9 protein-coding genes and 1 rRNA gene are annotated in these 12,103 nt (G+C 61.3%); all 10 read right to left on the bottom strand.

Annotation, left to right across the window (positions count from 1 at the left end; all coding sequences use genetic code 11):
- Position 1: 1 nt before the first annotated feature.
- The 10 genes from CAY82_RS20845 to rrf all read right to left on the bottom strand — a co-directional run bounded on the left by CAY82_RS20845 (position 2) and on the right by rrf (position 12,094).
- Positions 2–898: a LysR family transcriptional regulator gene (locus tag CAY82_RS20845; protein WP_087502867.1), complete on the bottom strand. Its 897-nt coding sequence runs from the start codon at positions 896–898 to the stop codon at positions 2–4.
- A 95-nt stretch (positions 899–993) separates the two neighbouring features.
- Entirely contained in the window at positions 994–3,030 is a 2,037-nt protein-coding gene (locus CAY82_RS20850; RefSeq protein ID WP_087502868.1) for a pyridoxamine 5'-phosphate oxidase family protein, read from the bottom strand.
- A 27-nt stretch (positions 3,031–3,057) separates the two neighbouring features.
- Positions 3,058–3,687, bottom strand: a complete 630-nt coding sequence (locus CAY82_RS20855) for a glutathione S-transferase family protein (RefSeq protein ID WP_087502869.1) — start codon at positions 3,685–3,687, stop codon at positions 3,058–3,060.
- Positions 3,688–4,047: 360 nt separating this feature from the next.
- Entirely contained in the window at positions 4,048–4,599 is a 552-nt protein-coding gene (locus CAY82_RS20860) for a UPF0149 family protein (protein ID WP_087502870.1), read from the bottom strand.
- A gap of 91 nt (positions 4,600–4,690) precedes the next feature.
- Positions 4,691–5,686, bottom strand: coding sequence for an asparaginase (locus tag CAY82_RS20865; protein WP_087502871.1), 996 nt, complete (start codon positions 5,684–5,686; stop codon positions 4,691–4,693).
- The gene (locus tag CAY82_RS20870) at positions 5,683–6,837 is read right to left on the bottom strand and encodes a hypothetical protein (protein ID WP_087502872.1); all 1,155 of its coding nucleotides are present in this window, start codon (positions 6,835–6,837) and stop codon (positions 5,683–5,685) included. The genes CAY82_RS20865 and CAY82_RS20870 overlap by 4 nt, the downstream gene beginning before the upstream one ends.
- Positions 6,838–6,847: 10 nt before the next feature.
- Positions 6,848–7,744 carry a nitrilase family protein gene (locus CAY82_RS20875; protein ID WP_087502873.1) on the bottom strand — a complete coding sequence of 299 codons (897 nt, stop codon included), beginning with the start codon at positions 7,742–7,744 and terminating at the stop codon, positions 6,848–6,850.
- A 144-nt stretch (positions 7,745–7,888) separates the two neighbouring features.
- A complete protein-coding gene (locus tag CAY82_RS20880) occupies positions 7,889–9,826 on the bottom strand; it encodes an FAD-dependent oxidoreductase (RefSeq protein WP_087502874.1) in 1,938 nt (645 codons plus the stop codon).
- 145 nt (positions 9,827–9,971) lie between these two features.
- Positions 9,972–11,615, bottom strand: coding sequence for an acetolactate synthase large subunit (locus CAY82_RS20885; RefSeq protein ID WP_087502875.1), 1,644 nt, complete (start codon positions 11,613–11,615; stop codon positions 9,972–9,974).
- Positions 11,616–11,978: 363 nt separating this feature from the next.
- A 5S ribosomal RNA gene (gene rrf / locus CAY82_RS20890) occupies positions 11,979–12,094 on the bottom strand.
- Positions 12,095–12,103: the final 9 nt, after the last annotated feature.

Genomic DNA, 12,103 nt, shown 5'->3' on the forward strand with positions numbered 1-12,103 from the left:
ATCAGTCCAGCTGCCGGGCCCTCAGCGCCTGCGCCAGCATGTCAATGAAGGCGCGGACCTTGGCCGAACCGTACTTGCTCTCCCGGTGCAGTATATGGATTGGCCACGGCGCCTCTTCGTATTCGGCAAGGATCACCTGCAACTGCCCACTGGCCACTTCATCCGCGACCTGATACGACAGCAGGCGGGCAATGCCCAACCCGCCACAGGCAGCAGCGATCGCCCCGTCATTGCTGGTCACCGTCAGACGGGGCTTCATGCGCACCAGGGTTGGCTCATCGGTCACCCCGAAGCGCCAGCCGGCCCGCGGCGACAGATTGGTCGTGCCGATCACCGCATGCTCCGCCAGATCAGACGGGTGCTTCGGCACGCCATGGCGCGCCAGGTAGTCGGGTGATGCACACAACATGCGCCGCACCCTGCCCACCCGCAGCGCTTTCAGGCCAGAGTCGGGCAAGGGGCCAATGCGTACGGCCACGTCCATGCCCTCCTCGACCATGTTCACTATGCGGTCGAGGAAGTACGCGGAAACATCAACCTCGGGGTACTGCTGCAGGTAGCGGACGATGCACGGCATGACGTACTTCTTGCCGAACAGGATTGGCGCGGTGACGGCCAGGTCGCCTTTGGGGGTGGCGTTGATGCCGGCAGCTGCTTCGTTGGCTTCGTGGATGCTGGCGAGGATATGCCGGGTGTCCTCCAGGTAGCGGCCACCCGCTTCAGTCAGGCGCACGCTGCGGGTGGTGCGCAGCAGCAACTTGACCCCGAGTTGCTCTTCCAGAGCGCTGACAGCACGGGTGACTGCGGCTGGGGAGATGTCCAGGCGGCGTGCAGCGGCGGCAAAGCTTTCCAGTTCGCCTACGGCGACGAACACCTTCATCAGGTGGATCTGGTCCATGCGGGCTCCTGGGAGGCTATGAAGTGCCGGGATTATCTTTCATCTGGGCGTTTTGTGTTGCCTGCTCTGGCTTGCCGGCGATGAGGCCAGGCATATCAGATATCCAGTACCAACGCCTGCCCTCCCTCTTCCACCCGCGCCGGTATCGCGCAACAGATTAGCGCAGTCCCACTTTCCGGCATTTCCGCTGGCGGATTCGGGTAATGTACCTGCCCACTGACCAAGCGAGTCTTGCAGGTACCGCACGATCCACCCCGGCAACTGAACTCCGGCGCCAGCCCACGCGCCTCGGCCAACTCCAGCAGCGTCCCGCTACCGGGCGCCCAGCGCGCCTCCTTCGCCGAAGCCGCAAAGTACACCGGCACCGGCTCGCTGGCAGCAGGTGGCTGTTGCAGTGTGGGCTGGTCATCGTCGGTGTGCCGCCGGAGCGTCGACGGGCCAAAGGCTTCGGCATGGATCCGCGCATCCGGCACATGCACCCCGCGCAGCCCTTCATACAGGTCCTGGGTGAAACTCCCTGGGCCGCACAGGTAGAAATCGTAGTCGTCCAGCGCCAGTGCCGCCTTGACCTGCTCGATACCCAGCCGACCGGCAAACTCGTAATCACGCCCCACCAGCGCATGCGCTTCCGGCTGGCTCAGGGCGCGGTGCACCTGCAGCAGGTCGCCGGCCTGTTGTCGCAAGCTCGCCAGCTCCTCACGGAACGGCAGGTCGGCCAGGCTACGTGCACCATGGAACAGATGAATGCGCCGTGCCCGCCCCTTGCTCAACTGCTCGCGCAGCATGGCCAGCAACGGCGTGATACCCACGCCCGCGCCGATCAGCACCAGCGGCCGTGTACTCTGCTGGTCCAGCGTGAAGCTGCCCATCGGCAGACGCACGTTCAGCACATCACCTGCCACGACGTGCTCATGCAAGTGCCGCGAAGCCGGGCCCTGGGCTTTGACACTGATGCGCAGGTAGCCGTCGGACGGGGCGCTGGACAGGCTGTAGGTACGAATCAGAGCCGCCTCGCCGTCGAGCTGGACTTGCACCGGAACGTGTTGCCCTGGCACGAAGACCACCGCACTGCCGGCAGGCGGCTCAAGGTAGAACGAGCGGATATCGCGGCTCTCCTGCTCCACCCGCAGCACACGCCAGGCCTGCCATTGGCGCTGCCGCTGGCGTTGCTGGAGGCGCGCGTCGGCCTCGGCCCAGGTGCCGGTCATAAGGCTGGTCGGCGCATACTCCTTGAAGGCCCAGCGCAAGGAAACGGCAGCCGGGCGCCACACCACCTGCTCGACCTCCAGCGTCCACAAGCGCTCAGCGCCTTCGAACGCCTGGATGGCGGGGCTGTCCACCAGCACCTCGGCATGCCCGTAAAGCTGTAGCACGTTGCCATTGCTGAAATCGATGAACAACAACCCTGCTTGTGGGTTCACCAACAAGTTGCCCAAGGTGTTGAAGTGCAGGTTGCCAGCATAGTCCGGAATGGTCAGACGGTTGCCTTCGACCTTGACGAACCCTGGCCGCCCGCCACGGTGGGAGACATCCACCGAGCGTTGGCCGTCGCTGTGCTCGACATAGCTGGCGACGAAGAAAGTGTCGGCTGCCTGTATCATGCTGGCAGTCGAGGCATCCAGTGTTGTCGCATCGACACGCTCTTGGGCGGTTTCTGCGACGCGGGTGTAGTCACGCAGCTGAATGTACTGCGGGCAGTTGCCGAACGACTGCTCCACAGTCACCTGCAGTTGCCCATCACCGGCCTCACGGATCTGCCCGTTGAGGCGGTTGCGCCGGCGGGTATGCAGTTCGATACCCAGCAGGCCGATTGCCTGCCCGGCAGCCAGCCCCGGGGAGGCAGGATCATCTGCTGGCAGTTGAGTGTCGATCGTCAGCTGGCGCGGATCCGGCGAGCTGACGAAACCTTCCGGCCCTTCCAGCAGTGTTGCCCAGGGCCGCCCCCTGGCGTCCACGCTGGCGGCGACCATGAACGGCAACTGATGATAGAAAATACGATGCTGGTCGGGCATGTAGTCACGAATGACCTTCTGCCCGAACGCCTCCATGCGCTCCGCGACACCCGCCTTTTCCTGCAACGTTTTCTCCCCCGCATGCCAGGGCGAGGAGCGGTGGTCCGGGTTCTTCTGCATGGCGGCGTTCCTCGGGGTGGCGGAATGTCAGGCGCTGGTCTGCAGCCCGATCACGGTGCGTGGCATGGGCACGAAGCCCGGCAGCGCCTCGATCCGCGCCAGCCAGCTGCGTACGTTGGCATAGGGCTCCAGCGACACATTGCCCTCCGGTGCGTGGGCGATGTACGAGTAGTTGGCGATATCGGCGATGGTGGGGGTGCTACCGACCAGGAAGGGTGTCTTGGCCAGTTCAGCATCGATCACCTTGAGCAGGGTGTGGGCGCGGGTAATGACCTCGTCGGTGTTGAACGCGGCGCCGAATACGGTCACCAGGCGCGCGGCAGCAGGGCCGAAGGCCAGCGGGCCGGCAGCGACCGACAACCAGCGTTGCACGCGGGCGGCGGCGGCGGGCTCCTCGGGTAGCCAGGTGCCGTTGTCGTACTTCTTGGCCAGGTAGACCAGGATGGCGTTGGAATCAGCGATCACCGTGCCATTGTCATCGATGACCGGGACCTGGCCGAACGGGTTGAGGGCCAGGAAGTCTGGCTGCTTGTGCGCGCCTTTGGCCAGGTCGACGAACACCAGCTCGGTGGGCAGGTTCAACAGCGAGAGCATCAGCTCGATGCGGTGTGCGTGGCCGGACTTGGGGAAGTTGTAAAGCTTGATCGGGTTCGACATGGGCTTGGCTCCTGGTCAGCGCCGGAATGGGCTGATGGAGCACATGCTGCACCGGTTCGGCTGGCAACAGAATCCGTGTGGCGGGGAAACCATAATTTCGCGGGGCGGAATAATTGTGAGGCCGGCTCCCACAGAAGAACGCACCGGCCGGGGGCTTGTGCGGTCCATGTGGGAGCGGGTTTACCCGCGAAGAATGCAACGCGGCGTATGGCACCGGCTGTGCCGGTGTTCGCGGGTGAACCCGCTCCCACAGGGCTCGCGCCAGTTTTTAGATATTGAGCAAGACAGTTGCTCCCACTGGATCGGTTAACGCGGTCGGTTGTCGGCGCTGGGGCCGGTAGCATCAATGCAGATGCAAGATCAGTGCAGCTTGTTGAAATACCGGAACAGCCCACGCGCAGCCTCGACCACCTGTGGCACGCAGGCCTGGATGTCCTCTTCGCTCATCTGATCCAGCAGCTCGAAGTTGTCCTCCAGCCCATGCAGCGAAATGGCCTTGAGCAGTTGTTCCTGCTCCGGCGGCAGCTCGGCCCAGCCGGCGACCTGAGTGCCGCGCATGTAGCCAAAGCACCACTCCTCCATGACAATCACACTGCCTGTCTCGCCTTCGCTTTCCTCGAACAGCGGCTCGAACCGGTCGACGTCGTCACCCAACTCCTCCGCCACCTGGCTGGCATAACGCAGCATCAAGGCCACGTAGGCCTCTTCATGCGCCGGTTTCTTGAATTTCGGCACCTTGCCACCAGCCACCGCGGGTAGCCACTGTTCCGGGGTGACAGTGGCCGGCGAGGTGGCCAGTGCAGTGAAAAAGCCATTAAGCTCGGCCAGGTTGAGTACCGAGTAGTCATTGCCGTAGGTGATCAGCAGGTCTTCGAGGCGGTCGAGTTCTTTATCGCTGAGTGCGGGGAGCATGGGTGAACATCCTGGGAAGCAAAAGTGTGTGCACCCTAGCACAGCAACGCCCGAAGGGCTGCCCGCGCTTACGGCTTTGCGGGCAGATTGCTTAACGTGGCAACCAGCCATGCAGCTGCTGCTGCCTGCCAGTTCCGATCAACAGCCATAGCAGAATGCGACACTTGCGCGGACACAACCGCCCCGCCATGTGTACTCCCTTGCTCTGCAGATCGATCTCGGCACCAGCAAAACCGTAAGAGGCCGTGGCTGTTGGGCCACTGCCCGTGCGAGTGGCAACAATCACTGGCAAGGCGGGCGCGAGATGGCCAAGCACTTCGGACCAGCTACCGGAAACGTGGCCTGCACCAAAACCGGCGATGACCAGCCCCTCGTAGCCCAGTGTCGCTGTAGCCTTCAACAACGCCGTATCTGCGTCCAGGCACGCCTCCAGCAGTGCAACGCGATGCTCGGTGCGGTGCGGTAACGGCAGCACTTCTCGTGGACCTGGCGGTTGACCATATACCACTACACCTTCCACAACATCGCCCAGCGGTCCACAGCCAGGCGATTCGAATGCAGCCATCGCCACGCTGGCCGTCTTGCGAACCCTCGCGGCACCGTGGACTTGATCATTCATCTGCACCAGAACGCCGCGCCCACGGCTGTTCGGCGCCAGTGCAACCTGCGCCGCGGCCAGCAGATTGGCCGGGCCGTCGTTACCCGGCTGGCTCGCCGCGCGCATGGCTCCAGTCATCACCAATGGCGCATCGAACGGCCAGAGCAGATCGAGGAAATACGCAGTTTCCTCAAGGCTGTCGGTACCTTGGGTCAGTATCACTGCGTGTGCCCCGCGATCCACCTCACCCCGCGCCCAGGCCAGCACCTCAAGCAGCGCCGCAAAGCCCAGCGAGGCACTGGGGAGCAGGCCCAGGGTGGCAATCTCGAGATGGGCCATCTCACGCAGTTGCGGCACCTTGGCCAGTTGCTCATCACAGTCAAGCTTGGGCATCACTCCACTGCCACTGCCACTGGCGCTTGCCTGCATGCTCACCGTGCCACCCAGGCTGGCGATCGACAGCCTGGGCAGGTTTGTATGCTCTTTCATACGCTACCTCCCGCAAGCAAACCGACCAGCGGCACGATCCCCAGCGTGCTGATGGCCATCGACACCACATTGCCGATGTAGCCATGCATATAGGCAGGCAAGCGCTGAGTGATGGCCACTGCCAAAGGTGGAGCTACCAGCGCGCCAAGCACCGCACTGGCTACCACCACCTGCCAGCTTCCACCGAGGGTAAGCACAGCGGCAGGGACGACCGAAACGATGGGAATGTAAGTGGGGTACCACCCTCGCGCTTGCCACTGGTGACGCCAGAACACGACTCCAACCAGTGACGCCAGCGCTTGTCCAGCAACCATCGGTATCAGCAGCAACGAACCGTAGGCCGGCGCAGCGGGGGCCAGCAGGTAAGCCAGGAATACTCCCAGCACAAGCCCGAGGCTGGCCAGTTCATTACCGTAGAATGGCGCTTCGCTGAAATCGGCCAGCACACGCCGCAAGGTCCAGACCAAGCCGTAATCGGGTTGGGCCGCAACGGGTTCAGGTGCGGCGGGCCGATGGCTGGGCCGCACCCACGATGGAAAGCGCCAGCACAGCATGAACGCCACAATGCTCGCCAGCGCCATGCCGCTTACGTTGCCTACTACCACCGGCAACTGCAGGGGGTAACACAGGTAATTGACTATCAACAGGCTAGCTGGCGTTACTAACAGCGCCCCCAGCAGTGCGCCGCTGATCGCCACCTGCCAACCTGGGCCAAACAGCAGTACCATGGCCGCCGGCAACGATACGAAAGCGACGAAGGTCGGTTGCCAGGTACCACTGGCCAAGGTCCATCCCCACAACGCATGACTGAAGAGCAAGCCCAGCAGCGAACTGGTGAGCACCCACGGCCATAGTCCGGTGCCGTAGCAGATGGCAAAGCCCTGCCAGCGATACCCACGCACATGGGCCCAGTGCGCCAGGCAAGCCCCCAGCAGCAAGCCCAGGGCGGGCAACTCATGCTTGTAGAAGGCCACTTCGCTGATATCACCGACTATCCAGCGCAGGCGGCTTAGCGGTTGATCGAGCGTCGCTGCCAGTTGCGTGTAGTCCGGCCATTGGCCCTGGGCCAGGCTGGCAGCCAGCAGCACCAGCAGGCAGGCAAGGATCAACACCGACGAACGCTGCCGGTTGGGGAAGAGTAGCGTTTTCATGTGCAACTCCTCAGCGGGGCATAGGTGCATGAAGGCGATAGCCAAGCATCGCATCGTAAAGGTCGGTGCGCCGGTCTCGCGGCAGGTCGTTGAGGTTGTTCCAGATAGGCGCCGAGCGGGCGCTGCTGAGGTCGACATCGGCGTAGAGAATGCCCTCCTCCTCTGCACTGGCCACCTCGCCAATGGGCCAGCCATTGGTACCGGCAATCAGTGAACAGCCCAGGAAGCGACCACCCCGCTCGTTGCCTATGCGATTGGCGGCAGCGATGTAGACATTGTTGGCGTGTGCCGCCGTCATGGTCAGGTAGGACGCCATGCAGCGCCCTGCTTCATCGAACAGCGGTGGTGGCGTCCATACCCAGTTGTTCAGGCTGCAGATGATGTCGGCGCCTTGCGCGGCCATCAGCCGCGGCACTTCCGGGAACCAGATATCCCAGCAGATCAGCAGGCCGATTCGGCCGATCGGTGTCTCGAACACTGGGAAGCCCAGGTCGCCAGGGGTGAACCAGAGCTTTTCCTGGTTCCACAGGTGGGCCTTGCGGTAATGCCCGAGCAAGCCTTGCGGACCGAACAGTACGGCACTGTCGTAGAGTTTCAGCCCCTCGCGTTCGGCAAAACCCGCAGCGAGGTATACCTGGTACTCCCTGGCGAAATCCGCCCAGGCTTTCAGGCTGCGCCCCTCCTCCAGCGTTTCGGCGTGAGCATAAGCCTCTGCACGCGTGTGAAAGGTGTAGCCGGTATTGGCCAACTCGGGAAGCACGATCAGGTTGGCGCCTTCACGCGCAGCGCACCGGGCCAATGCCAGGCCCTTGCTCAGGTTGCCATCGCAATGCTCCAGCCCGACCTGAGGGTCGTACTGGATGACGGCGATACGTACGGGGCTGACGGGCGTGCAGTGATCAGACATGGCGGCTTCCTTTTATGGTTGTTTTGGAAGGGCGCCAGTAAAGCGGGGTTGGGCGGGGGGGTGACAGTCGGGGAGTTCCTATGGGATCGAAGGACAAGAGAAGTGCTTCAGTAGGAAATTCCCCACAAAAACTCCCGGATGCAGCTATTTCCCGGCTTGATAATGTGGGTAGTGGTTTAGGGTAAAGCCACCATTGAACGAGGCCGAAGTTCTGTTGCACAGGTTGATGACCGCATCAAGCGCCGTGCGTAAACACGGCTCGGTCCAGCCGGCGTCAACAGAGAAGGACTCTCCAGCCAGATACAACCCTGAACTGGCACTCAGATCACGGTTGTACTTCATCAGGCTCACTGCATCGTAATAGGTACCAGCCCGATACAACTTTGCGCAGCCAAGCGCGTTTCGATCAGTCATCCAACGCTGTATGCGAATGTTTCGGGTATCGATATAAGGCGATATGGGTTCAGCCACGTTGCTGCAGCGAAGGAGGATCCGATCGAGTTCCTTCATGCACTTGTCGCCCAGTTCTTCATCTGAGAACGCGGCCAGTTTCGTTGCATCGTCTTCCCAGGTGTAACTGAGCAGGATGCAGTCATCAGCGTAATGGTCGTTGTAGCGATAGGCATAGACATCGTGAACGAAACTGTCAGTGACCAGGATTTGCGGAAAAGCTGAGTTGCGATCCAGGAAGCTCTTCTTCAGCGGGGCATAGACCTTGCAGCTTGTCTCCCAATGAGCATGCTTCCAGGCATCCATGATCGTCTGCGGCAATATCTGACGGCTGAAACCGTCGAGGCGGATGTTGGTTTCGATCAGCCAGGAAGGGATGGTCAAGATCACGCTGTCAAAGTCTTCGTATTGGACGTTCCCCTGCACCGGATCACTGCAATGCCAACGGTATCCGACCCGTACGCGACCATCCTCCAGCTTTTGTAGGGAACAGACCGAAGTGTCAGTCAGTAACCCATCATCTCGTTGCAGCAGGTGGTCATACAGCGAGGAACCGCCCATCCCGGCGTCCAGAAACATGAGGCTTTCGTCCATCGCCGCAAGCCCGATATAGGCTGGCCCCTGAAACATCAATCCTTTACTGTCAGGGACGCTGCTGGCTTCAAGATGGGGCGCAGCGTAAGGCACACCGTCCTGGTCAACACGCCCATGCACCAACTGCAAGTGACTGCTGAAGCCAAAGATTGCTGTACGCAGCGGGTAAAGGCAGCAGACGTCATAAAACGCTCCCCAGCTACCATCTCCAATACCGATTGCATAGAAGATGGCCGACTCGTCGCCACTCATGCCTAGCCCGCCAAAATCACCAGGGTTTGCAGGGTTCCAAGCCGTAACAGCGGGTAAATGCACCAGATCTCTAAACGATAATCGATGATAGCGCTCGACGATCGCCGACCACATCGATTCCCAACCACAAGTGCCATAAACCGCAGCAATACGCTCGGCGAACTGCTCCGCAAAATGGCGCCATTTATCGTAGACCTGCTGAAGCATCGTAGTGGGTGGTGGTGTCTTTCCTTCGGGATTGCGCCAGACCAACAGCGCAGCGTCTCTGTCACCCGCTAATTGCCCGTCACGAAGATATATTCCAGTGGCATTCACCCAAGGTGTCCCGGGATTTGGAAAATCGGAGATTCGTAGCTCGAACAGCTTGGCGTAATAGGCCATAAGCGAACGCCCATCTTTTGGGGGCTCACCAGTCCTGTTGAAGAACGGCATGCGCATGGCCCCCATTTCAAAAGGGGTTGCAGGCTGTTTGTGATTTCCCGCGTTATTCACCAGCGTCAGATGGCGCCCTCCCAGACGCCGGGACTGCTCGATCAAGGTGATACGGGTAAAGCCGCAGCGCAACAACTCTCGGGCCGCAGTTAGTCCGGTAACACCAGCACCAACAATGCAGATCCGGTGATCCGGCTGAGTGGCTCGTGCGACTCCTCCCTCTTGTTCGATTAGACGGCGGTAGTCAAAACAAAGATCTGGAGGGTTAGGGTAACGGGCGGCCCATGGCTGCACGGGCAGAGATGGCTCGATGGCCAGATCAGCAGGATGGTTGTGTGTTGAACCGATGGTCATGTTCTCGTGCTCTCCATGAGTTGAAGAACCTGAGAATGATCAATTACGAGATACGTGAAGGGGTTGTTAATTACCACCAACCGGCAGCCACAGGATCGTGAGATACCTGTGGCTGCCGAATTGCCGCGGGTAAGAGCGTTACGCCTTACACCGCCAGTGCGCGCTCACGCAGCTCGCTGTTGAGGATGCGGTCATTCTCGCTGTAGTCGACCGGGCAGTCGATCACGTGCACGCCCGGGGTCTTGATGCAGTGCTCGAGCAGCGGCAGCAAGCCTTCGGCGCTTTCCACGCGGTGGCCATTGGCACCGTAGGCTTCGGCGTACTTGACGAAGTCGGGGTTGCCGTAGTCCAGGCCGAAATCGGTGAAGCCCATGTTCGCCTGCTTCCAGCGGATCATCCCGTAGCCGTCGTCACGCAGGATCACCACGGTGATGTGCATGCCCAGACGTACAGCAGTTTCCAGCTCCTGGCTGTTCATCATGAAGCCGCCGTCACCGCACACCGAAATAACCGGGCGGTCCGGGTGCACCAGGTGCGCGGCCATGGCCGATGGCAGGCCGGCGCCCATGGTCGCCAGGGCGTTGTCCAGCAGCACGGTGTTGGGCTTGTGCGCCTTGTAGTTGCGGGCGAACCAGATCTTGTAGATGCCGTTGTCCAGGGCGACGATGCCTTCGGACGGCAGCACACGACGGATGTCGGCAACCAGGCGCTGCGGGTACACCGGGAAGCGATTGTCGTCGGCACCTTCGGCGATCTGCGCTTCGTTGGCCTCGCGGATGGCCATCAGGCGGGTGAAGTCCCAGTGTGTGGTGTCGGTCAGCGCTTCGCTGATCTGCCACACGGCATTGGCGATGTCACCGATTACTTCCACCTGTGGGAAGTACACGGCATCGACTTCGGCCGAGCGGAAGTTGATGTGGATGACCTCGGTGCCGCCACGGACCATGAAGAACGGAGGCTTCTCGATTACGTCGTGGCCGATGTTGACGATCAGGTCGGCGGCTTCGACGGCGCGATGGACAAAGTCACCCGAGGACAGTGCAGCGTTGCCCAGGAAACGCGGGTGGCGTTCGTCGACCACACCTTTACCCATCTGGGTGGTGATGAACGGGATGCCGGTCTTGTCAATCAGCTGCTTGAGGACCTTGGCGGTCATCTTGCGGTTGGCGCCGGCACCGATCACCAGGATCGGGTTACGGGCGTTCTGCAGCTTTTGCACGGCAGCTTCGATGGCCTTGTGCTCGGCCAGTGGGCGGCGGTGCAGGCTAGGCGGGATCGGCAGGCTATCGGTCTGCTCGGCGGCGATGTCTTCCGGCAGCTCCAGGTGGACCGCACCTGGTTTTTCTTCTTCAGCCAGGCGGAAGGCCTCGCGCATGCGGGCCGGGATGTTGTCAGCCGAGGCGAACTGGTGGGTGTACTTGGTGATGGGGTCCATCATGCCGCACACGTCGATGATCTGGAAGCGGCCCTGCTTGGACTTCTTGATCGGCTTCTGGCCGGTGATCATCATCATCGGCATGCCGCCCAGGTAGGCGTAGGCGCTGGCGGTGACCAGGTTGGTGGCACCAGGGCCGAGGGTCGACAGGCTGACGCCGGTCTTGCCGGTCAGGCGACCATAGGTAGCAGCCATGAAACCTGCGGACTGCTCGTGACGGGTCAGTACCAGCTTGATCTTCGACTTGCGCAGGGATTCGAGCAGGTCGAGGTTTTCTTCACCGGGAATGCCGAATACATACTCGACACCTTCGTTTTCCAGGCATTGCACAACGACATCGGCGGCCTTGGCCATCTTGCTTGCTACCTCAAGTGATGGGACGGTAGAAGTCCGGAAATGCGCAGCACGGTACGCTGGCATCGCTCAGCCCGGGACCAGGAGTGCCCCGAACCAAAGTCTTGACGTAGGGTGGGCGCGGGAAAGTCACGTAAATGTGACGGGAATATTGTCGCAGCCAAGGTATTTTGCGGTCGGTGTGGGAGCGGGCATGCCGAGACGTCGAACCGCCGCGAAACAGGCGACGCAGTGGATGGCACCGGCTTTGCCGGTATTCGCGGGTGAACCCGCTCCCACAGGGACCGCGTATGCGCGGGAGTTTTTGCGCCACAAAGACAAAACCCCTACCTGCATGCGCAGATAGGGGTTTTGCGAAATGAATCTTGACGATGACCTACTCTCACATGGGGAAGCCCCACACTACCATCGGCGATGCATCGTTTCACTACTGAGTTCGGGATGGGATCAGGTGGTTCCAATGCTCTATGGTCGTCAAGAAATTCTGT

Origin of the sequence: Pseudomonas sp. SID14000 (assembly GCF_002165135.1) — a bacterium.
In the GTDB taxonomy this organism is placed as follows: Bacteria; Pseudomonadota; Gammaproteobacteria; order Pseudomonadales; family Pseudomonadaceae; genus Aquipseudomonas.

Excerpts from the sequence above, each read along its gene's own strand:
- CAY82_RS20880 (WP_087502874.1), bottom strand. The coding sequence starts at position 9,826 with ATGACCATCGGTTCAACACACAACCATCCTGCTGATCTGGCCATCGAG.
- CAY82_RS20865 (WP_087502871.1), bottom strand. The coding sequence starts at position 5,686 with ATGAAAGAGCATACAAACCTGCCCAGGCTGTCGATCGCCAGCCTGGGT.
- CAY82_RS20885 (WP_087502875.1), bottom strand. The coding sequence starts at position 11,615 with ATGGCCAAGGCCGCCGATGTCGTTGTGCAATGCCTGGAAAACGAAGGT.
- CAY82_RS20870 (WP_087502872.1), bottom strand. The coding sequence starts at position 6,837 with ATGAAAACGCTACTCTTCCCCAACCGGCAGCGTTCGTCGGTGTTGATC.
- CAY82_RS20855 (WP_087502869.1), bottom strand. The coding sequence starts at position 3,687 with ATGTCGAACCCGATCAAGCTTTACAACTTCCCCAAGTCCGGCCACGCA.
- CAY82_RS20875 (WP_087502873.1), bottom strand. The coding sequence starts at position 7,744 with ATGTCTGATCACTGCACGCCCGTCAGCCCCGTACGTATCGCCGTCATC.
- CAY82_RS20860 (WP_087502870.1), bottom strand. The coding sequence starts at position 4,599 with ATGCTCCCCGCACTCAGCGATAAAGAACTCGACCGCCTCGAAGACCTG.
- CAY82_RS20850 (WP_087502868.1), bottom strand. The coding sequence starts at position 3,030 with ATGCAGAAGAACCCGGACCACCGCTCCTCGCCCTGGCATGCGGGGGAG.
- CAY82_RS20845 (WP_087502867.1), bottom strand. The coding sequence starts at position 898 with ATGGACCAGATCCACCTGATGAAGGTGTTCGTCGCCGTAGGCGAACTG.